Raw genomic sequence first — 21,296 nt, 5'->3', positions numbered from 1 at the left:
TTTTGACAGACTCCGACGAAATGCCGGGGCCGGTGGTCCCGGGTCGGAAGAAGGGATTTCGGATGGGTGTCTACGCGGTCACCGGGGCGGCGTCGGGGATGGGCAGGGCGGTCGCCGACAAGCTGACCGCCGAGGGCCACCGGGTGATCGGGGTGGATATCCAGGAGACCGATATCGTCGCCGACCTCGCCACCGCCGCAGGCCGGCGGTCCGCGATCGAAGCGGTACTGACCGCCGCCGACGGCCGCCTCGACGGTGCCGTGCTCGCGGCGGGACTGGGGCCGGCCCCGGATCCCGCGCGGCTGCGGGTCGTCGCGGCCGTGAACTATCTCGGCACGGTCGAACTGCTGGAGGGGTGGCGGCCGGCGCTCGCGGCGAGCGGTACCGCACGGGTGGTCGCCTTCGGCAGCAACTCCGCCACCACAGTGCCCGCGGTCCCCCGCCGGACAATCGCAGCCCTGTCGGCCGGCGATACCGAACGCGCCGTGCGGACGGTGAAGATCTTCGGCAAACAGGCCGGGCCGTTCGTGTACGCGGCCTCGAAGATCGCGGTCGCGCGCTGGGTGCGCCGACACGCGGTCCGGCCGGAATGGGCCGGAGCGGGTATCCGGCTCAATGTGATCGCCCCCGGCGCGATCCTGACCCCGTTGCTGGAGCGTCAACTCGACTCGCCACTGGAAGCCAAGGCGATCAAGGCCTTCCCAGTGCCCACCGGCGGTTTCGGCAAACCGGAGCACATCGCCGACTGGGTGAGCATGATGCTGTCCCCGTCCGCCGAATTCCTCTGCGGCAGCGTTATTTTCGTGGACGGCGGCACCGACGCCTATTTCCGGCCCGACGATTGGCCGCGCCCGGTACCACTGCGCCGTATCGGCGGCTACCTGCGCAGATTCCGGGGTTTCTCCGCGACCCGGCGCGCGGAGTGAGCACCGAACGGCGCCGCAGCGTTCACGTGCCGCTAGGTGACCTCGTCCGGCTCGCCGGGTAGTTGCAGAGCGTTGCACCAGATCCAGTCGAGGGTTTCGAGCAGCGTGTCGAATTCGATCTCCTCCCCCTCCACGAACACCAGATAGGCCACCTTGCTCACCATGCTCGACAACGCCAGGGCCGTCACCCGGGCATCCAACCGGGCCGTCACCAGTCCACGTTCCTGTAGATCCCGGATCAACGCGGCATTGCGGTCGATGAAAGCCGAGGCCCGCTCGGCGCGCAGCGCCGCGAACTGCTGGTCGATTCGCGAGACCTGCTCGAGTACCGCCATCAGCCGGGCATTACGGCGATAGGACCGCAGATACTCCCGGTTCGCCGCGGCGATCCAGTCACGCGGATCGTCACTGCCGCCACGAGCACGGACGTGTGGGTGCAGCATCTCCTCCCGGACCTGCGCGACGACCTCGGCGAAGATCTCTTCCTTGCTGTCGAAATGGGTGTAGAACGACCCCGACGCCACCCCCGCGGTCCGGGTGATATCGCTGATCCGGGCATCCACGAACCCGTCCGCTTCGAAGACTTCGCGGGCCGCCACGAGCAGGGCGGCGCGAGTGCGGATACCGCGCCGGCTCTTCGGGGCGGGCCGGGGCGAACGGCCGGGCACCACGGCGCCCGGCGGCGCTCCGACTGCCGCGGCCATGCCCGGAGAAGTGCTGTCTTCCTGGGCGTTCACCGGTGCTCTCGCTGTCATCGAAGGTTGCCTGGGATGCGGTGGATGGTAACAGCGGCCGCGAAACCGCTGTCCGGGACCGAGGCGCCGACGGCTCTCACGCGGGGAACAGGCGGCCGGTCGCCAACGTGGTGATCCGGTCCTGGTTCCCGGCATCGCGCAATACCGCCCGGCCGACATCGGCACGCAGCGTGGCATCGGCGATCACGGGCCCCACCCGGGCCGGTTGCAGATAGCGCAGCCCGAGCGTGCTCAGGGTGGCGCCGGGAGCCAGCGACAACACGGCTTCCTCGGCGGCCAGCGCGATCAGGCCGCCGTTCACGGTACGTGAGGCGTTCAGGCCGTCGTCGGTGCGCGGTAGCACGGCGGTGCCCGGCGCGCGCCGCACACACCCGGCCCGTTCGGCGAGCGGCACCTCGAGCAACCGGTCCGAAACCGGCATATCGATACTCATCTCCGCCGGGAGCCGCAGTTCCTCGTTCGGCGACACCATGAACGATCCACCGCCGAACGCGAACGGTTCACCGTCGACGGTCCATTCGACCTCCGCGACGAACACCGACCGCCCGGCCTTGATCTTGCGCCCGACCGCCCGGACCACACCGGATCCCGGGGCCGGGCGGTACAGATGCACGTCGAGTTCGAGGGTGACCGGCACCCGCGGCCCCAAGGTGAGCGCGGCCAGCAGCCCGGTCACCGTATCCGTCCAGGTGGCCAGCACCGAGGTACGCAACCGCTCGGTGCCCGGTACGTGCAACTGCGGGGTGATCGTCGCGGATCCGTGCAGTTCGTCACCGGCCAGCGTGGTCGCGAAACCCAACTCCAGCAGGATGTGCCGCCGCCGGCGCGGCGCGGTACCGGTCTCGAGCGTCATGGGTTGCCTCCTCGTGCCCGCCCCGGGCCGCACCGGATGGACTCCCCGGGCGCCGACCGGACATATCCAACGTATCCGGCGCCGGGCCGGAATGCCCGGGCTACGCCCCCGGGATCGACCGGTGGGCGGCCGCAGCCTCGGCCACGGCCCGGACCTTACCGAGCTCGGCCCGGGCGATCGTCAGTTTGTGCACTTCGTCGGGCCCGTCGGCGATCCGCAGCGTACGCAGATGGGCGTACATGCTCGCGAGCGGGAAATCCTCGGTCACCCCCGCCGCGCCGTACACCTGGATGGCGCGATCCACGATCCGCAGCGCCATCACCGGCGCCGCGATCTTGATCGCGGCGATTTCGGTCCGCGCTTCCTTGTTCCCGACCGTATCCATCATCCAGGCGGTTTTCAGCGTGAGCAGCCGCGCCTGTTCGATATCGATCCGGGCCTCCGCGATCCAGTCCCGGATGTTGGCCCGCTCGCTGACCTTGCGACCGAAAGTGGTCCGGGAATCGGCTCGGGCGCACATCAGTTCCAGGGCGCGTTCGGCCATCCCGATCGCCCGCATGGCGTGATGGATCCGGCCCGGCCCCAGCCGCGCCTGGCTGATCGCGAACCCCTCCCCCTCCCCCTTGAGCACATCGGTCACCGGTACCCGCACATCGGTGAACTCGATCTCGGCATGCCCCTCCCGATCGACATAACCGAACACCGGCAGATTGCGCACGACCGTGACACCGGGCGCGTCGATCGGCACCACCATCATCGACTGCTGCCGGTGCTTAGGGGCATCCGGATCGGTTTTGCCCATGACGATCAGCACCCGGCAATTGGCGTGCATGGCGTTGGAGGCGAACCACTTACGGCCGTTGAGCACATAATCGTCGCCGTCACGTTCCATCCGCATCTCCACATTGGTGGCATCGGAACTGGCGACCCCGGGCTCGGTCATCGCGAACGCGGACCGGATGGTGCCGTCGAGCAGCGGTTCGAGCCAGCGCTGCTTGTGCTCCTCGGTACCGAAAAGGGTGAAGACCTCCATATTGCCGGTATCGGGCGCCGAACAGTTACACGCCTCGGGCGCCAGCGCCGGGCTCCGGCCCATGATCTCGGCCAGCGGCGCGTACTCCAGATTGGACAGACCCGGACCCCACTCCGGATGCGGATGGAACAGATTCCACAGACCGCGCTGCTTGGCCTCGGCCTTGAGGTCCTCGAGGATCTGCGGATGATGATGCGGGTTGCCCGCCGCGGCCATCTGCTCGGCATATACGGGCTCGGCCGGATACACGCATTCGTCCATGAACGCGAGCAGGGTGCGCCGGTACTCCCGGGCCCGCTCGGTCGAGGTGAACAGCTCCACGAGAACTCCGATCTTCGAGGCGCGGCTCGACGCGCCGACGGCCCTTCGATGCCCCGACGGTAAACGAACTTGAATCCGGATTCAAGTACTGTATCTATGGCGTCGCCTCCGGCGCCGCGGGGTCGGGGCCCTCGTGACCCCGGTTCTTCACTCCTGCGCTCCTCCGCTTCGCTCCCCCGCTCCGTCGCTCCAGAACCGGGGCGGGCCCCGACCACGGATGCGGACCGTTCGGAGAGGGTGGGGGCCGGGGCGGACCTGCATCCGGGGCTGGGCTGGGCCGGTGTGTCCGGAGCTGGGCTGCGGGCGGATCGGCAGGTCGACGGCTCGATAGGTCGACGGCTCGATAGTGCCACAGCCGTCGATCGGCGGCGGAGCGGTGATTCGGGAGCAGTTGGGCGCAGTGCCCCTCACCTGAGTTCTCAGCTCCGGCGGACGGAACCGGAGTGAGCCTCGACCACGAGTGCGGTGATCCGGCGGAAGATGTGTCAGCCGCTGGGCCGTCCATCCGGCTGTGCCGAGCGCCCGGCGGTGACCGAGCTCGGGGCCGTATGTCGAGCGGGCCGGCCCCTCTCCGCACGCCGCCATCGGGCCGCCGAACTGCCCGCATCCGGGTCCGGTCACGGCCCCCCCGACAGGTTCGACCTGGCGTGTTTGTCGAGCCGCAGCCGGGAAATACCGCGGCCAGGAGGCCGAACCATGACCAACGATGCGGAGAAACGCTGGCCCGACGACGGGAGCTTCCGCCGCGCGGTGCGCTATGTACTGGCCGTGCTGGGGGTCGCGGCGCTGGTCTGCGCGATCGCCGCGGTCTGGGCGGCGACGGGGCGGTGCCGCGACGCCGACGCGCTGCTGTGCGATACGGGGGCCCGGATCGCGGTCCTGTTCGGGCCCGGCATCGTCCTGCTGGCGGGCGGCGTCGGGGCCTTCGTGGAGACGATCCGGGTCTGGCGGCGGGAGGGGCCCTGGCCCATCTGGCAGGGGGCAGGCTGGTTCCTGTTCTTGATCATGCTCTTCTACCTCGGAATGGGCGCGAGCACAGTACCCGTGGACTGACCGGTGTGCCCCGCCGGGCCGGGCGCCCCCGTGCTGGTGAGGGCAACCGCCCGGTAGCCCTGCTAACTCACCGACACCTGTGGCAGACTCTCGAGGAATGCTCGGACTACGGCCGCTCGACTTGTTGGGGTCGGCGGGGACCGTGCGCGGAAGGTGATGCGGGAATTGAGATCGCGATGGATCTGATCGCCATCGAGGGCCGGGTGGCCGCAGACCGGATCGCGGCGCGTGACCGGACGCCCGAGGCGGAACTCCAGCTGGCCAGCACTCTGTGTGAGCTCGCCTCCGCCTATCTGGCCACCCAGACCGACGGTTCGGTGCGCAACCGGGTCGCCGGCGCCCTGGAGCCCGCACAGGAAGCGGTGATGATCCGGCTGCGGTGGTTCACTTCCGGCCATGTGTCGGCGATATTCGCCAACCAGGTCCAGGACACGCTGCGGCTGCTGGAGCAGGCCGCCCGCGCCATCGGTCATCGCGAACTCGCCACGGCCACCATCCGCGACGCCTGCAACGCGTATACCCGGGTGGCACACGATCATCCCAACGCGGCGGGCGTCTGCGCGGACGGTCTGTCGAAATGCGGTGTGTGGCTGTGCCGGTTGGATCCGGGCGCGGCCGTGGTGGCCACCGATGAAGCGGTCCGGATCCGGGCCGGATTGTTCGAGGCCGATGCCGAACAGTCGCGGAAATACCTCGCCACCCTGAACACCCTGCTGCGCACTCTCATGGTGGGCCGGCAGCGGAAGCAGGCGGTGGCCATGTATCGCGAACGCTATACCGCGCTCACCACTGCGGCCATGGCGTCACAGCTGCGGAATCTGAAGATCGAGGAGATCGGCTTCACGAACAAGACGCAATCGGCGCTGCGCAAGCTGGAATGCCGGACCCTCGAACGGGCCGGTTATCTTACCCAGCAACAGATTCTGTACCAGAGCGCGGGCGATCTGGCCACCATCGAGGAGATCAACTGGCAGCTCGCGCTGGTCGGCCTGAAACCGCTGGCCGCCGGCGCGATGCCGGACCAACCGGCCAAGCCGGTGGAGATCGGATCCTCGTTCGGCGCGCTGAATGTGCTCTGCTCGTCTCCCGACGCGCTGGAACAGGTGCGCGAGGCCATCGTCGCCGCGTACTCCGCGGCCGGTGCCGAGCCGGTGGACATCAACACCGCCTACGGGGTGGACAAGGCGCACTGGGGCACCCGGGACCCGCAGCTCAACGCCGCCACCGAACTCGGTGAGGACATCGTCCTCGTCGAGCGGATGTCGGGTAGCTGGATCGCGGTGAAGAGCCTCAAATGGGAGCTCACGCCGGTCGCGAAGAATCCACTGGCGCTGGCCCTTTCGCAACAGTGGCCGGTGTTGAGCGTGACGAGCACCGAGAACCTGGCCTACGAGTTGTGCTGGTACGAGCAGGGCGCGGCCACCCAGTACGCCGCACTCGGCCGCCCCGCCGAACCGGTGGCGCTGGATACGCCGCTGGCGCCGTTGGATTTCGGCAAGCTCGCGGACTACGGCGCGGATTACGCCTCGGAGACACAGATCCGCTCCGCGTTCGGTAATGCCGTCATGTTCGCCAAGCTCACCGAACTCCCGGCCAGCGGTATCCGGCAGGCCGCCGAGGCCGGGCCGCTGGCCGGATACGGCGAGCGGGTGCTGTGTTTCCGGTTGGCGGCCGCCAACCGCCCGGCGGTTACGCGCGGGTAGCAACCCGTCTCGCGCGGTCCGGCGAATAAACCGTAACGACCCGGCTTCTGATCCCGAAAAGAATGCCTGGTGAGAGTAGTAGTTTTCGAGACTGAAACGTATTGCTTTCGCTAATGTCTGGGACCGAAGCACGATGCATTGCCGGGAGACCCGCAGTGCCGGGATAGTTGGGCGGTGAGCGGGACCGATGATGGCGTTCGCGCGCATCCCCGGGAACGAGTTGATCTACTGTGTCCAAGCGGCTGCCACTCCCCGAATTCGTTCGGACCTCCCGTTCCAGACCGAGCCGAACACGCGGCCGAGTCGGTATCCGGACGCGTCTGCTCGCCATCGTTCTCATCACCAGCGTCGCCCTCCTGGCGATCGGGGTCGGCGCGGCGGCTTATCTGGTGAATTCCGGTCGCAAGGCCCAGGAATGGGCCGATCTGGCCAATAGCACCACCACGCCCGCCATCCTCATGGTGCAGGGGCTGGAAGAGGAACGGCGGCTGTCGCTGCTGTATCTGGCGGGCGATCCCGACGCGCCGGCCGCACTTCTGGACGCGCGGAAACGCTCCGATATCGCCCTCGCCGAGGTCACCGCCAAGGGCGATGCGGCCCAGCGGCTCGATCCCGACGGGTCGGCGGGACAGATCGAGGGCTATCGCAAACTCTTCGAGGCAGTACCGAATCTGCGCGCGGCCATCGACGCTCGCGCGATCCCGCGCGAGGACGCGTTCGGATTCTTCAGTTCGGTCATCGAAACCATCATCGGAGCGTCGGTCCTGGCGGCTCGGGTCGCGCCGGACGCCGGTGTCGGTATCGCGCTCAACTACGGTGTCGAACCGTTGCGGGCGGCCGAGTCGCTGTCCAAGGCCGATACCCTGGGCGCTGTCGCATTGACGCTGGGTGAGCTGACCGATGTGCAACTGCTCGAATTCAACCGCCAGGTCGGTGAATTCCGGGGCGAGGTGGCATATTCGGCCACGGTGCTGAAGGGCGACCGGCTCGCCCAGTTGCAGGCGCTCACCGCGTCGCCGGCCTGGCACCAGCTGATCGCCATGCAGGACGCCGTCATGTTGCGCGGCCCGATAGCGGCCGACGATACGGAGTCCGGCGCCGGCCCGAGTCGAGGCGCCGGCACCCGCACCGGTTCCGGCTACGGCACCGACGACGAATCCACGGATTCCGATCTGCCCGCCCTGCCCCTGACCGTCGCCGACTGGCAGCGGGCCTCCGGTGACGTGGTGGCGGCCCTGCTGAAGCTCTGGGAGGACCAGAGCGCCGACGCCCACGCCATCGGTCGCGCCCAGGGCGCCGATACCGCGAACCGATCGCTGGCCGGTGGCGCCGCGGTACTGCTCATCACCGGTTTGGCCTTCCTCGCCGCCCTGCTGCTGGCGAACCGCTTCATCGCCCGTATGCGCCATCTGCGCGACGACACCCTGGAACTCGCCGACCAGCGGTTGCCCGACATCATGGCGCGCCTCGACCGGGGCGAGCAGGTCGATTCGGCCGCCGAAGTGGCGCGGCTGGACTTCGGTACCGATGAACTCGGCGAGGTGGCCGACGCGTTCAACCGTGCCCAGGTGGCCGCCGTCTCCGCGGCGGTCGCCGAAGCGCAGACGCGGGCCGGTTTCCACACCGTCTTCCTCAATATCGCCCATCGCAACCAGCTGGCCGTGCACCGCCAGCTCTCGCTGCTGGACAAGGCCGAACGGCAGGAGGAGAACGCCGACCAGCTCGAACTCCTCTTCCAGCTCGACCATCTCGCCACCCGCGCGCGGCGCCACGCCGAGAACCTGATCGTGCTCGGCGGCGAACAATCGGGCCGCCGCTGGCGCAATCCGGTCCCGCTGTGGGAACTCATCCGCGGTGCCGTCGCGGAAAGCCTGGACTACACCAGAATCCACACCGGACGCGTTCCCGATGTCCTGATCGCGGGCAAGGCGGTAGCCGACCTGATCCATCTGCTCGCGGAACTGATGGACAATGCCACCGCGTTCTCGCCCCCCGAATCCCAGGTCGAGGTCTCGGCGACCGTTGTCGGCAAGGGCGTGGCGGTCGAGGTCGCGGATCAGGGCCTGGGGATGTCGGAGGAGGAGATCGCCGAGCGCAATACGCTGCTGGCCGAACCACCGGATTTCGGGGTCGCCGCGCTCACCGGCGACACCCGGCTCGGACTGTTCGTGGTCGCCACCCTGGCCGCCCGCCACGGTGTCACGGTGCGGCTGACCGATTCGGTGTACGGCGGGATCAAAGCCATCGCGCTGATCCCGACCGCGCTCACCGAATCCGGCGGACCCGACCGGTCCGCGCGGCCGGCGCTCGAACCGGCCGCGGCGCCGGCACCGGCAGCAGTGGGCCCCGGCGGCGCCACCGACCGATCCGACCTCGCCCCCGACAACGCTGCGCACGGATCCGCGGGCACCCATCCGGTGACCGTGATCTCGAAACCGCGACCGGACGAGGGGCCCCGACCGGCCTTGCCGCGCCGCCGGCGGCAGTCCGCCGACGCGGATACCGGGGTGATCCCGATCGTCGATCTGCCACCCACTCGCACGCCGGAACAGGCCCGGAATCTGATGTCGGCCATCGAAGGCGGCACCCGCAACGGTCGCCGGCCCCACAACGGCTCTCCCACAACCGATCGCACTCGAGAAGAAGGCACCGATGACGACTCCTCCGCGTACTGATCTGAGCTGGCTGCTGGAAGAACTGGTGAGCGGATTGCCGGACGCCGAATCGGCGGTCCTGCTCTCCACCGACGGACTGTTGATGGGGCATTCGGCGCGGCTGGACCGGACCGAGGCCGAACGGTTCGCCGCCATGGCCTCGGCGTTCCACAGTCTGGCCCGCAGCGCGGGCAGCCAGTTCGAGGCGGGCGGAGTCTGCCAGACCGTCGTCGAACTCGATCGCGCCGTCCTGTTCATCACCGCCGCCGGCGGGAACGCCTGTCTGGCGCTGCTGGCCGGTGAATCCGCGAATATGGGCATGGTGGCCTATGAAATGAACCGAACCGTGCAGCGGGTCGGCAGCCATCTGGCCGTCGACTCGCGCCCGCAGCGCAGCGGTGCGAGACAGCCGTGACCGGACCGCGCGAACCCTGGGCGGAAGAGGAAGCGGGTCCGGTCGCCCGGCTCTATGCGATGACCGGCGGCCGGGGGCGCACCGCGCGAACCGAACTCACGCTGGACACCATGGTGGTCGACGTGGGGGTCGGCTTCGCGCCGCGCCGTACCGAACCCGAGTACCTCGATATCATCCGGTTCTGCCGGGTACCGCAATCGGTGGCGGAGGTATCGGCACAGTGCCGGATTCCGCTCGCGATGACCAAGGTCCTCGTCGGCGATCTCATCGACGACGGCCGGCTGGCCGTCCGCGCTCCGGTCGAGACCACCGATGTCACATCCGATCTCGGTTTGTTGCAGACCATCGCGAACAGCCTGCGGGGCGGCCGCGACCGGGTCACTTGATCGAACCAGCCCTGGTTACCGGCACGTTTCGCGCGATCCGCGCCGACCACCCGGGCCGGTTTCCGGGTCGTTTGTAGCAACAGTCACACCCATACCCCCCAGTCCACACGGTGAGACCGGTCTCCGGTTTGTGCCCAACTTTCGCTATGGTCTGGACGAAAGCTGATGCATTGCCGGGCAATGGCAATGCCGAGAACATTGGGTGATGCGCCGGTCACCAGATGTCGTACTGGCGTATGCCCGGGAACGGGTTGATCTATCGTGGCTGTTCGGCGGCTTCTGCCCGAATCACTGGTCAGGGCATTCCGGTCCGGCGCAGACGCGACTCGCGGTCGGATGGGCATCCGCGCCCGGCTGCTCTCCATCGTGCTGATCACCAGTGTCACCCTTGTGATCGTGGGCGTCGGGGCCGCCGGGTATCTGGTCCAGGCCAGTGTGACCTCCACGGTGTGGGCCAATCTGATCAGCGGCACCACCACACCGGTGATCTCGATGGTGCAGTCCTTCGAGGAGGAGCGCCGGCTGTCGCTGCTGTATCTGGCAGGCGATCCCGATGCGGCCGACAGCCTGGTGGATGCCCGGAAACGGTCCGATATCGCCCTCGCCGCCGTGATCGCCAAAGGTGAAGCGGCCCAGCGTCTGAACCCCGACGGCTCGGCCGCCGAGCTGGAAACCTTCCGCCCCCTCTACAACCGGGTCCCCGGTGTGCGCACCGCGATCGACGCGCGGGCCATGCCCCATACCGAGGCGTTCGATTTCTTCAGCACCGTGGTCGGCACCATCTTCAAGGCGTCGATGGTGGCGGCCCGGGTGGCGCCCGACGCCGGACTCGGTATCGCGCTCGGTTACGGCGTCGAACCATTGCGGGCCGCCGAAGCGCTGTCCCAGGCCGATACCCTCGGCGCTGTCGCCCTCACCCGCGGTGAGCTGACCCACGAGCAGCTCTTCGAATTCACCCGCTACACCGGCGAAGTCCGGTCGCAGGTGGCCTATTCGGCGACGGTGCTCACCGGACCGCGGCTCGCCCAGCTCCAGGCCATCACGGATTCAGCGGACTGGCACCAGGTGATCGCCATGCAGGACGCGGTGGTGCTGCGCGGGCCCGTGATCGCCACGGCGACCGACGGCAGCACCGGAACCGGCGCCGAGGACGAGCAGTCCGCGGAAGCGGAGGCGCCACCGTTGCCGATGACCGTACCGGCTTGGCAGGAGGCCTCCGTCCGGGTCACCGGGGCCCTGCTGAGCCTGTGGGAGAGCCAGAGCCGCGATGCGCACGCCATCGCGCGCGCGGAGGGCACCGATACCGCCGGGATATCGCTGGTCGGTGGCATCGTGGTGCTGATCGTCACGGCGGTCGCGCTGCTGGCCGCGCTCATCGGCGCGAACCGATTCATCGCGCGGATGCGCCGGCTCCGCGACGACACGCTGGAGCTGGCCGATCATCGGCTCCCCGATCTCATGCGGCGTCTAGACAGCGGCGCCGAGATCGATACCACCGCCGAGGTGGCGCACCTGGACTTCGGCACCGACGAACTCGGCGAGGTGGCCGACGCGTTCAACCGCGCCCAGGTCGCCGCGGTCTCGGCGGCGGTGGCCGAGGCCAAGACCCGGGCCGGGTTCCGGACGGTGTTCCTCAATATCGCCCATCGCAACCAGCTCGCCGTGCACCGCCAGCTCGCCCTGCTGGACCGGGCCGAGCGCCGCGAGGAGAACGCCGACCAGCTCGAACTCCTCTTCGAACTCGACCATCTGGCCACCCGCGCCCGGCGTCACGCCGAGAATCTCATCGTCCTCGGCGGTGAACAGCCGGGCCGGCGCTGGCGCAAACCGGTTCCGCTGTGGGATCTCATCCGGGGCGCGGGGGCGGAGAGCCAGGATTACACCCGGATCCACACCGGCCAGATCCCGGATCTGAGTATCGCCGGTGCGGCCACCGCCGACCTGATCCATCTGCTCGCCGAGCTGATGGAGAACGCCACGGCCTTCTCGCCGCCGGAGGCCCATGTCGAGGTTTCGGCCGCCGTCGTGGGCCGCGGGGTGGCGGTCGAGGTCGCCGACCGCGGACTGGGTATGACCGCGGACGAGATCACCGACCGCAACGAACTGCTCGCCCAGCCACCGGATTTCGGTGTCGCGGCCCTGACCGGGGAGACCAGGCTGGGCCTGTTCGTGGTCGCTACGCTGGCTGCCCGCCACGGTGTCTCGGTGCGGTTGGCGGAATCGGTCTACGGCGGGATCAAGGCGGTCGTGCTGATCCCCGCGACGCTCATCGAATCCCCGAACACGATCGAGCCGCCCGCCGCGCCCGCGTACGCGGCGGTGGTGAGTCCCGCACCGGCCGACCCCACCGCCTCACCGGCCGACGACGGCACCGCGGCGGCACGGTCCGCGCCGGGATCCACCACCCAGCAGGCCACCAGCACAGCGGCATCCGGCACGGGGACCCGTCCCGCGCTACCGCGCCGGCAGCGACAGCAGGCCGATCCCCGGCCCGCGGAGACCCCGGTCGCCGAGGAAACCCCTCCCGCGCGCACACCGGAGCAGGCTCGCAATCTGATGGCCGCCATCGAAGGCGGCACCCGGTCGGGGCGCAACCCCCGCCCCGACCCGGCCACGACTGATCGAACCCGACAGGAAGGCGACGATGACAACTCCTCCGCGCACTGATCTGAGCTGGCTGCTGGAAGAACTGGTGAGCGGATTGCCGGACGCCGAATCCGCGGTCCTGCTCTCCACCGACGGCCTCCTCATGGGGCATTCGGCCGGGCTGGAGCGGACCGAAGCCGAACGATTCGCCGCCATGGCCTCGGCGTTCCACAGTCTGGCCCGCAGCGCCGGAAGCCATTTCGACGCGGGCGGGGTCTGCCAGACCGTGGTCGAACTCGATCGCGCCGTCCTGTTCATCACCGCCGCCGGCGGGAACACCTGTCTGGCGCTGCTGGCCGCCGAATCCGCCAACATGGGCATGGTGGCGTTCGAGATGAACCGAACCGTGCAGCGGGTCGGCAGCCATCTGGCCGTCGACTCGCGCCCGCAGCACAGCGGCGCGCCGCAGCCATGAGCGGGCCGCACGACGACGACTGGGACGAGGAGGACGCCGGTCCCGTCGTACGTCTCTACGCACTGACCCGGGGCCGCGGCCGGGCCTCGCGGACCGACCTCACCCTCGACACCATGGTGGTCGACGCGTCGCCGGGTCTGGCTTCCCGGCGGCCCGAACCCGAATATGTCGATATCGTGCGCCTGTGCCGGGTGCCGCAGTCGGTCGCCGAGGTATCGGCGCAACTGCGGATTCCGCTCACGCTGACCAAGATCCTCGTCGGTGATCTGGTCGACGACGGCCGGATCCTGGTGCGCGCGCCCGCCGAGACCGGCGATACCGCCGATCTCGGCCTGCTGCGGACCATCGCGAACAGTTTGCGCGGCGGCTGATCCCGGCCCGACTCAGGTCAGCCGGGCCACCAGCCGCTTGGCGTTCATATGGGCGATCGCCTCGATCGACACCATCGGATTGACTCCCGAGGAGGTCGGAAAACACGACGCGTCGGCCACGACGACGTTCTTCACATCCCAGGTCGCGCCGTCGGGATCGGTCGCGGAGAGTTCCGGCGAACCGCCCATCCGGGCCGAACCCATGATGTGCAGGGCGCCGAGCGAGCATCGTCCCGGCCCGTAGCCCGCGGCGCGGGCGGCGGCGGAGAACTCCTCGTGTGATCCCCGCACCCCCGGTTCGTAGGAGATCCCGGCCTGGTGACCGGAGAAGATACGCCGCGCCCCCGCGGCCTCGAGAATGCTCGCCGCGCCCTCGATCCCGGTGTGCAGATGCGCGGCGTCGTAATCGGAGATCCGGTATTCGACGGTGGGGTGTCCGTCCCGATCCACCTTCACGATGCCGGGATCGCGGTCGCGGGTGATGATGCCGATCGCGTTCGAGCGACCGAAATCCAGCATGTTCGCCCGATGGTTGTCCGCGCCGCGCCAGCTCATGAACCCGGTGGACAGGCCCGGATGCAGCGGCCCGGTCTCGTAGATGACGCCGTAGCCGTTGCCGTCGAGATCGGCGTGGCGGCGGCAGATACGCGTCTGCAGGCCGCCTTCCCAAGGCCGGATCTCCTCGTCGAATACGCCGAACACCGCCGCTGCCGGATGCAGCCGCAGGTACCGCCCGATGTTCTCGTTACCCAGCCCGGATCGCTTCAGCAGCGCCGGGGTCTGGATCGCGCCTGCCGCCACCACGACCGCGCGTGCCCGGATATCGAACTCGATCCCCGTGGTGGTGCGCACCGATACCGATTCGGCCTTGCCGCCGCGCACCTCGATCCGGCGCACGTCGGCGTCCACGATCAACCGCGCACCCCGCGCGGCGGCATCGGCCAGCCAGGTCTTGGTGACCGATTGTTTCGCTCCTACCCGGCAGCCGTTTCCGCATCGACCGCATTCCACCCCGGCGTCGCAGGCATCGGTCACATTGCGCGGCAACGGGTCCACCGCCCAGCCCAGGGCGGTGGCGCCGCGTTCCAGGACTCCGTCGCGGGCCGAGAGGATCGAGCGGCGATCGTTCACCCCGAGCCGGCTCGTCACCGCGTCGAGCGATTCGGTGAACTCGGCTTCCCCGAACTGCCTGGCGCCCACCGCAGCCCATTCCTCGCGTACGCCGTCCGGAGTCGGCAGCGAGGTACTCCAGTTGACCACCGTGCCCCCACCCAGGCAGGTTCCCGCGACCAGCGTGATCTGTCCCTCGGCCGACGCCGACGGTCCCGGCGCGTACAGCTGCTGCAGGCCCGCGAGTTCGCCGGCGCCGAAATCCTGGTCGTCGTAATAGCCGCCGCGCTCGACGACGATCACATCGAGCCCGGCCTCGGCGAGTACCGCCGCGGCCGTCCCGCCACCGGCCCCCGAACCCACGATCACGACATCGCAGGTGAGCGTGTCCGGTTCGGTGATCCGCTGCGGCGACAGCGCGGGCTGCGGGGCGGTCGGCAACGGCCCGGGCGGCCCCGGGTAGCCGATCTCCTTCCACAGCGGATGGAAGCCGGTGGGTCCCGGAGTGACGTTGTAGGCCAGCAGTGATGCGCCTTTGAGCGCCTGGAAAACCGCCCGCACCGCACCGATCCGGGAGTCGCCCAGACGCAGCAGGGCCCGCTCGCGGTCGGCCTGGGAGAGTCCGGAGAACCGGCGCGGACCCCGGCCGGTGAGCAGCCCGGTCAGTCGGGAATCCCAGATATCGAGCAGCATCGCCAGCTGCTCGGCCTCGGCCGCCCGGGGGTTGCGCCCCAGGAGTTCGAATACGGTTTCCACGGCACCGATTTCGGTCGCCGACGGCAATGTGCGACCGTCCCCCGGCACGAACGTATCGCAGATCGTGCCGAGCGCGGCACGCTGCTTGGCAGTCGCCTTCATACCCATCCGCCTTTCAGATTGCCGAAGTTCTATCACGTTCGGTGAATCTGCGCTTACAAATAGGCGTCAAAGCAGGTGATTGTTCGAAATCGTCAAAAGAACCGCTATTTACTTCATGGTCGGCGGGTAGAGCTGCGGCGCTGATCAGAAGAGAGTCATCGGCTCGGCTTCGGCCGGGTCCGGGAGAGGTTCGACATCCGGAACGAGAGTGCGTACCTCGTCGTGGAAACGGCGCGCGAGATCCCGCGACGACGCATTGTCCGGTGTGTGCAGGAACACCGTCGGCGACCGGCCCTCGCGTAGCCAATCGGCCGTCTGCTCCACCCACGGCCGCCATCCCGCCACCGTGACCTCGCTGTCGTCGCGGCCGTGGTAGCGGACGACAGGGGCGCCGGTCAGGGCTTTCATCCGGCGCGGTAGCCGGGGCTTCTTGGACCGGGCCTCGAATTCGGCCGGGCTCGCGGCGGGCGCCGCGAACAAGACGGTGGTATCGAAGGGCACCCATTCGGCGCCGACCCGCCCCAGCAGCCGTTCGAGTTGCGCCGCGGCGCCCTCGTCGGTGAAGAACTCCGGATGCCGCACCTCCACCGCCGTCCGCAACCCCGGCGGAAGCTTCCGGAAGAACATCGCCAGCGCGCCCAGATCCGACGGCCCGAACGAGGACGGCAATTGCACCCACAGCGTGTGCAGCCGCGACCCGAGCGGTTCCATGGTGTCCAGGAACTGCCGTAGTTCCGTGTCCACCCCGGACAGCCGGCGTTCGTGTGTGACGGTCTTGGGCAGTTTGATCACGAACCGGAAGTCCGGGTCGGTCTGATTCGCCCAGTTCTCCACGGTCCGCCGGGCCGGGACGGCGTAGAAGGTGGTATTCCCTTCCACCGCATTGCACCACTGTGCGTACCCGCGCAGTTTGTCGCCGGTGACCGGCCACGCGGTATGGGTCCACATGGCACAGCCGACGTGGAGCCGCGGGCTCACCGTTTCAACCCGTGCATCCTCGCCACGACCTTCTCTATCACCGACGCCGGCAACAGCCGCCGCAGCAGGAAGACGATGGGCGCCCGGCTGCCCCGGGCGTAGAGCGGTTTCGGCTGCCGGGCCTCGATCGCCCGCAGAATGGTTTCGGCCACCTGTTCGGGCGAGATTCCCGATTTCTCGTTGCTGTCCAGCCGCGCGATCATGGTCCGGAAATCGGCCGCGTACACCGAATCCTCGGCGATGTACTTGGTGCGCCGTTCACCGATTCCGGTCGCGATGGATCCTGGTTCCACGGTGCTGATCCACACCCCGAACGGCGCCGTCTCCAGCCGTGCGGCGTCCGCGAATCCCTTGATCGCCGCTTTCGTCGCCACATACGACGACCGGTAGGCCAGCGGGAAACTCGCGAGCATCGAGCCGACCATGATGATCCGCCCGTATCCGCGTTCCCGCATCCCGGGCAGCACCAGCTGGGCCAGCCGGACCGCCCCGAACACGTTCAACTGGAACAGCCGCTCGATCGCTTCGATCGGCAACTCCTCGATCGGCCCCGACTGGCTTTCACCCGCATTGTCGACCAGTACGTCCACCGGCCCGAGATCGGCTCCGAACTGTTCGATACCCGCCCGGTCGGTGAGGTCGAGAGCGCGGTACTCCACCCCGGCGACCCTGGCCGATTCGGCGATCGCCGCGGGGTCGCGGCTGGTACCGATCACCCGATATCCCCGCTGCACCAGCAGCGCGGCCGTCGCCCGGCCGATCCCCGAGGATGCTCCCGTCACCAGTGCGGTCTTGGTCATGAAGACACCTATCCTCGACGATCCGTGGTCAACCGGGTGGTGCGGCCACCCGGTTCGCCAATCTAACGGATCCGCCATCGGGGCGAGGGCACCGCCGCAGCCGACCGCATACGCCCGAGGCGGAGCGGAGCCGTGCACCGGCGAGACCACGGTGCCGAGGAGCGCGGGCCCGGACGTCCGGCTCCGGCGGCTACCCCCGAGCGGGATTCCCGGGGGCCGGGCCTCGGTCCTGTTCCGTATCCGGCGGACTGTGGTATTCGATTTCCACGTGGCCGACAGCGAGCCCCTGCCGTGCCAGGCCCGCCACGACCTGCCGAGTGAACCGCCGCGCGGGCAGGTAATGGGTGCTGTGATCGGAGATCAGTACGACCCGGCCGCCCACCGCGCCGATCTCCCCGGCGCCCGCCACCGCCGCCCCGGCGAGCAGGCTGGAATGGTGGAATTCGCCGAGCAGGTGGTACGGCGAAGCGTAGAACTGCCCCTTGTCGTCCATCACGAAAATGGCGCGGCCGCCCTGCGGAGTCCACAGTGTGCGCGTATGCGTCGTATCCAGCGGGCGATGCCGACCCGTGTAGAGCAGACCGTTGTCGGCGAACAAACGGAACGGGTCGCGTTCCGCGGGGCTCAGGTACCGCACGGCCCGGCCACCCCATTGCCGGTTACCCGCCAGGTGCTCCCCGCGGAACTCCGGACGCAGCGGAGTGGTTTCGAAAGCCCAGGGGCCACCACCCGGCCCGTCCGGGGCGGTGAACGATATCCCCGGCACCGGGTGGCGGCCACCGTTTCGCCGGCCGACCATCGAGTGACGCACAGTCCCACCCCCAGTCTCGACAACAGGTCTCATCACCTGTATCCGACGCCACCGATCACCGTCCGGTTCCCTCGATCCGGAAGACTTCCGGAACTCACGAACGAGGCAGGCCGGCGAGAACGTCCAATATGCTGGCCGGTGTCGCCGGCCGGATCCGGGTGGGCGGTCACGAACGGAACACCGGGGGCGCCGATGGCGAACAGCGATCCGGCAGCGGATCCGGCGTCCGCCACGAAAGGAACGATCCATGCAGAGTGACCTGTTCGCCGCGGAGAACACAGCCCGGCCCGCGACAGCGCCGGGCCTGACCGCGCAGAGCGCGAAATCCCTGAAATACGCCGTCAACGGTGAATGCCTGGCCCGGCAGGGTTCCATGGTCGCCTTCCGCGGCGACCTGCGGTTCGAGAAGAAGGGGCAGGGCGTCGGGAAGTTCCTGCAACGCGCGCTCACCGGCGAAGGGGTACCGCTGATGACCGTGCGCGGTCAGGGCGAAGCGTGGTTCGCGCATTTCGACCGCAACTGTTTCATCGTCGACCTCGTCCAGGGCGACGCGCTCACCCTCAACGGCAGCAACGTCCTGGTGTTCGATTCGACCCTGCACTACGACATCCGCATGGTGCAGGGCGTCGGTATGGCCGGGGGCGGGCTGTTCAACTGTGTCTTCACCGGGCAGGGGCGGCTGGGACTGGTCTGCGCGGGTACGCCGATCATCATTCCGGTGCATCCGCAGGCACCGGTTTTCGTCGACACGGACGCCGTGGTCGGCTGGAGCGCGAACCTGCAGACCTCGCTGAACCGGTCGCAATCGTTCGGTTCCATGGTGCGCGGCGGTTCGGGTGAGGTGTTCCAGCTCCGGCTCGACGGTGAGGGTTTCGTCATCGTCCAGCCCAGCGAGGCCTGATCCGCCGGATCACGGCTCCGATACCGTCCGCAGCCGCACGAGATGCGGATGGTTGGCCTCGTCGAGCGCGAGCGCCGCGGTCCACAGCGAGGCATCCAGCGCCACACCGATACGCCATTGCTCCGGTGGCGTCGCGGGGAGATGGATACGTACCGGGTCCAGTTCGGTCAGATACCGTCCGACCACGGCCCACCACTGCCGGCCGGTCGCGTCCATGATCGCGGCCACGATCAGATCGTCGCTGCCGGGCAGCTGTCCGGCAGCCACGCGCACCTGAGCGGGGATGTGCCGGTTCTCCGGCCGGTCGGCCAGCTGATCGGCGAACACCACGAAAACCAATCCGAAACCGAACATCCCCGGCCCGAGCAGCTCCCGCAGCTGCGCCGCGCGCACATGGATCGGATTGGATTCGCTTTCCCCGCGATCGCCGGTGAGGTCGACGGCCGCACAATCGGCGTCGATGACCCGGCCGTCGAAACGGAACCCGTACAGCATCGGCATCAGCGGCGTGGGCAGCGACAGCAGATAGCGGGCGGTGATCTCATCGATGGACTCGTCGTCGGGATAACGGATCTCGGTCATCTGCGACCGGCCACGACGGAGAGCGAGGCCCACAGATCGTGCCGGACCGCGTCCCACAGCGGCGCCAGATCCGGGCAGAGCTCCCGCATCTCCGCCAGATCGGGCGCCCCCACCGGCGATATCCGGCTCCCCCGCTCATCACGCACCTCGATGATCCGGACGCAGTACCGGTCGAGCCGCCACACCGCCAGGCAGCCCGCGGCCTCGGTACGGCACACAGCCCGCGACCCGTCACGCCGCGCCGAACGGCCGTCGGTCCCGGCCCACGGCCCAGGAACCACCCGCGCCCACCCGGCCCGCGCCCCGGCGTCTTCCGCGCCGGATCTCCGATCGGGATTCTGTCGTATCGCCCTGGTCAGCGGGCTTCCGTGTTGCTCGGCCATGTGGTTATGTTGCTGCCCGCACGCCGCATCCGTACGGCCCGGCGGGACAGCACAATTCAGCTCGCCCGTACACGCAGACCACAGTCCGGTCGACCGCGCGGCGTCGTCCGGAACGGACTTTCAGCTGGGCCGTTGCGGACCGACCAGGGGAAGGGGAATTGTGACTGGAAGCGATCGGCCCGGTTCGACACTGCCGCGGCGGCAGCTCGGCCGCGCCCTGCGCGAAGCACGGGAGGGGGTGGGGTTCACCCTCGAACAAGCGGCCCGGGAGATGGAGATGAGCAAAACCGCGCTCATCCGGCTGGAGAAGGGACAGAACGAGAAGGTCAAACTCCGGGATGTGGAGGGGTTCGGGAGGCTGTACGAACTCTCCGAAAAGCGCATTGAGGAGTTGAAAGCTCTAGCGCAGCAGTCGGCCACGAGATCGTGGTGGCAGGCCTCACGGCATTTGTTGCTCTCCGGGTACAACACGTATCTCGGGCTCGAATCGGGTGCCGCCGAATTGCGCTCGTATCAGCCGCTGATCATCCCGGGCCTACTGCAGGTGGCGGGCTATGCCAATGCTGTCGAGAGACCCGTACTACCCGGCGATACGCCCGAAGACCTCGACCGACGAGTGGCAGTCCGAATGCGGAGAGCGGCGATCCTTACGCGGCAGCGCAAGCCCATCGCAGCCGAGTTCATAGTCCACGAGAGTGTTTTGCACACGGTCGTCGGTTCGCACCGGGTGATGGCCTGCCAACTCCGCCACATCGCCGATATGAGTACGCGGCCGAATGTCACCGTGCGCCTGTTGCCGTCGGCCGCAGGGTTTCCAGGTTCCGCTGTTCCGGTACTGCCGTATATCGTCATCGACTTTCCACCGGACAGTGCAGAACCAGCGGTCGTGTACTGCGAGAACCCGATCGGTTCCATGTTCTTCGAGGAGGAAGCCGATGTGAGGCGGCATCGCGAGATCCACGAATCCCTTCGCTCCGCCACACTGGAGGAGCAACCCTCGAGGGACTTGCTCAGGCGGATGGCAAGGAGATACGAGCAGTGACCAACGGCTTACCGGAAGCACAGTGGTTCAAATCGTCGTACAGCGGACCGGCGAACGAGTGCGTCGAGGTGGCCTGGCTGGATGAAAATCGAGTGGGCGTGCGGGATTCGAAGAGCTCAGACGGGTCGGCATTGATATTCGGTTCGCACGCGTGGTCGGCCTTCACGACTGATGTACGCACCGGGCAACTTGACGTTCTGTCCGCGCGACGAGTACGCACTGCACCCGGCTCTACTTGCCGAGTGGAGGTCGAATAGAGCACGACCATGCAGTGGACCGAGGTCACAAGCAGAAGTAGCT

The 21,296-nt window shown here is 68.4% G+C and carries 21 protein-coding genes; 12 read left to right on the top strand and 9 right to left on the bottom strand.

The genetic code is table 11. The features are described from left to right. Positions 1 to 62 precede the first annotated feature (62 nt). Positions 63 to 926 (top strand): SDR family oxidoreductase, encoded by an 864-nt coding sequence (locus tag ACWCPQ_RS21945; RefSeq protein ID WP_449901705.1) that lies wholly within the window; start codon positions 63 to 65, stop codon positions 924 to 926. A 32-nt stretch (positions 927 to 958) separates the two neighbouring features. Here ACWCPQ_RS21945 and ACWCPQ_RS21940 read toward each other — a convergent pair whose 3' ends face one another. The 3 genes from ACWCPQ_RS21940 to ACWCPQ_RS21930 form a co-directional block, all read right to left on the bottom strand. Continuing rightward, a complete protein-coding gene (locus ACWCPQ_RS21940; RefSeq protein ID WP_449901702.1) occupies positions 959 to 1,681 on the bottom strand; it encodes a TetR/AcrR family transcriptional regulator in 723 nt (240 codons plus the stop codon). A 76-nt stretch (positions 1,682 to 1,757) separates the two neighbouring features. Beyond that, complete coding sequence (locus ACWCPQ_RS21935) at positions 1,758 to 2,534, bottom strand: PaaI family thioesterase (protein WP_449901700.1); 777 nt, start codon at positions 2,532 to 2,534, stop codon at positions 1,758 to 1,760. A gap of 100 nt (positions 2,535 to 2,634) precedes the next feature. Then, complete coding sequence (locus tag ACWCPQ_RS21930; protein ID WP_449901895.1) at positions 2,635 to 3,882, bottom strand: acyl-CoA dehydrogenase family protein; 1,248 nt, start codon at positions 3,880 to 3,882, stop codon at positions 2,635 to 2,637. A gap of 702 nt (positions 3,883 to 4,584) precedes the next feature. Between ACWCPQ_RS21930 and ACWCPQ_RS21925 the strand changes: the two genes are divergently transcribed. The 8 genes from ACWCPQ_RS21925 to ACWCPQ_RS21890 all read left to right on the top strand — a co-directional run bounded on the left by ACWCPQ_RS21925 (position 4,585) and on the right by ACWCPQ_RS21890 (position 13,531). Continuing rightward, complete coding sequence (locus ACWCPQ_RS21925; protein WP_449901697.1) at positions 4,585 to 4,941, top strand: hypothetical protein; 357 nt, start codon at positions 4,585 to 4,587, stop codon at positions 4,939 to 4,941. Between the two features lie 176 nt (positions 4,942 to 5,117). Then, a complete protein-coding gene (locus ACWCPQ_RS21920; RefSeq protein WP_449901694.1) occupies positions 5,118 to 6,644 on the top strand; it encodes a hypothetical protein in 1,527 nt (508 codons plus the stop codon). A gap of 230 nt (positions 6,645 to 6,874) precedes the next feature. Beyond that, positions 6,875 to 9,319, top strand: coding sequence for a sensor histidine kinase (locus ACWCPQ_RS21915; RefSeq protein WP_449901692.1), 2,445 nt, complete (start codon positions 6,875 to 6,877; stop codon positions 9,317 to 9,319). Then, on the top strand, positions 9,297 to 9,713 hold the full coding sequence (locus ACWCPQ_RS21910) for a roadblock/LC7 domain-containing protein (protein WP_449901689.1): 417 nt from the start codon (positions 9,297 to 9,299) through the stop codon (positions 9,711 to 9,713). Before ACWCPQ_RS21915 ends, ACWCPQ_RS21910 begins: the two co-directional genes overlap by 23 nt. Continuing rightward, the gene (locus ACWCPQ_RS21905; protein ID WP_449901687.1) at positions 9,710 to 10,099 is read left to right on the top strand and encodes a DUF742 domain-containing protein; all 390 of its coding nucleotides are present in this window, start codon (positions 9,710 to 9,712) and stop codon (positions 10,097 to 10,099) included. The genes ACWCPQ_RS21910 and ACWCPQ_RS21905 overlap by 4 nt, the downstream gene beginning before the upstream one ends. Positions 10,100 to 10,435: 336 nt before the next feature. Then, on the top strand, positions 10,436 to 12,766 hold the full coding sequence (locus tag ACWCPQ_RS21900; RefSeq protein WP_449901684.1) for a nitrate- and nitrite sensing domain-containing protein: 2,331 nt from the start codon (positions 10,436 to 10,438) through the stop codon (positions 12,764 to 12,766). Beyond that, positions 12,744 to 13,160, top strand: coding sequence for a roadblock/LC7 domain-containing protein (locus ACWCPQ_RS21895; protein WP_449901682.1), 417 nt, complete (start codon positions 12,744 to 12,746; stop codon positions 13,158 to 13,160). Before ACWCPQ_RS21900 ends, ACWCPQ_RS21895 begins: the two co-directional genes overlap by 23 nt. Next, positions 13,157 to 13,531 (top strand): DUF742 domain-containing protein, encoded by a 375-nt coding sequence (locus tag ACWCPQ_RS21890; protein ID WP_449901679.1) that lies wholly within the window; start codon positions 13,157 to 13,159, stop codon positions 13,529 to 13,531. The genes ACWCPQ_RS21895 and ACWCPQ_RS21890 overlap by 4 nt, the downstream gene beginning before the upstream one ends. Before the next feature lie 12 nt (positions 13,532 to 13,543). Here the strand turns inward: ACWCPQ_RS21890 and ACWCPQ_RS21885 are convergent, their stop codons facing one another. From ACWCPQ_RS21885 to ACWCPQ_RS21870, 4 genes are all read right to left on the bottom strand, one after another. Next, positions 13,544 to 15,499: a GMC family oxidoreductase gene (locus ACWCPQ_RS21885; RefSeq protein ID WP_449901677.1), complete on the bottom strand. Its 1,956-nt coding sequence runs from the start codon at positions 15,497 to 15,499 to the stop codon at positions 13,544 to 13,546. Positions 15,500 to 15,643: 144 nt separating this feature from the next. Next, positions 15,644 to 16,477 carry a DUF72 domain-containing protein gene (locus tag ACWCPQ_RS21880; protein WP_449901674.1) on the bottom strand — a complete coding sequence of 278 codons (834 nt, stop codon included), beginning with the start codon at positions 16,475 to 16,477 and terminating at the stop codon, positions 15,644 to 15,646. Further along, complete coding sequence (locus tag ACWCPQ_RS21875) at positions 16,474 to 17,277, bottom strand: SDR family oxidoreductase (RefSeq protein ID WP_449901672.1); 804 nt, start codon at positions 17,275 to 17,277, stop codon at positions 16,474 to 16,476. Before ACWCPQ_RS21875 ends, ACWCPQ_RS21880 begins: the two co-directional genes overlap by 4 nt. A 190-nt stretch (positions 17,278 to 17,467) precedes the next feature. Next, positions 17,468 to 18,043, bottom strand: a complete 576-nt coding sequence (locus tag ACWCPQ_RS21870; RefSeq protein ID WP_449901669.1) for a hypothetical protein — start codon at positions 18,041 to 18,043, stop codon at positions 17,468 to 17,470. A gap of 292 nt (positions 18,044 to 18,335) precedes the next feature. Here ACWCPQ_RS21870 and ACWCPQ_RS21865 point away from each other — a divergent pair, with 292 nt between their 5' ends. Continuing rightward, positions 18,336 to 18,989 (top strand): AIM24 family protein, encoded by a 654-nt coding sequence (locus ACWCPQ_RS21865; RefSeq protein ID WP_449901667.1) that lies wholly within the window; start codon positions 18,336 to 18,338, stop codon positions 18,987 to 18,989. 9 nt (positions 18,990 to 18,998) lie between these two features. Here the strand turns inward: ACWCPQ_RS21865 and ACWCPQ_RS21860 are convergent, their stop codons facing one another. Next, positions 18,999 to 19,571: a hypothetical protein gene (locus tag ACWCPQ_RS21860; protein ID WP_449901665.1), complete on the bottom strand. Its 573-nt coding sequence runs from the start codon at positions 19,569 to 19,571 to the stop codon at positions 18,999 to 19,001. Continuing rightward, positions 19,568 to 19,954, bottom strand: a complete 387-nt coding sequence (locus ACWCPQ_RS21855; RefSeq protein WP_449901920.1) for a hypothetical protein — start codon at positions 19,952 to 19,954, stop codon at positions 19,568 to 19,570. Before ACWCPQ_RS21855 ends, ACWCPQ_RS21860 begins: the two co-directional genes overlap by 4 nt. Between ACWCPQ_RS21855 and ACWCPQ_RS21850 the strand changes: the two genes are divergently transcribed. Both ACWCPQ_RS21850 and ACWCPQ_RS21845 read left to right on the top strand, forming a co-directional pair. Next, positions 19,953 to 20,996 (top strand): helix-turn-helix domain-containing protein, encoded by a 1,044-nt coding sequence (locus ACWCPQ_RS21850; RefSeq protein ID WP_449901893.1) that lies wholly within the window; start codon positions 19,953 to 19,955, stop codon positions 20,994 to 20,996. The genes ACWCPQ_RS21855 and ACWCPQ_RS21850 overlap by 2 nt on opposite strands. Further along, on the top strand, positions 20,993 to 21,253 hold the full coding sequence (locus ACWCPQ_RS21845; RefSeq protein WP_449901663.1) for a DUF397 domain-containing protein: 261 nt from the start codon (positions 20,993 to 20,995) through the stop codon (positions 21,251 to 21,253). The genes ACWCPQ_RS21850 and ACWCPQ_RS21845 overlap by 4 nt, the downstream gene beginning before the upstream one ends. The last annotated feature ends 43 nt before the right edge of the window (positions 21,254 to 21,296 follow it).

Source organism: Nocardia sp. NPDC001965 (assembly GCF_053594175.1).
The sequence above is the reverse complement of the archived record's forward strand: the minus strand, read 5'-3'. Positions and strand labels throughout refer to the sequence as shown.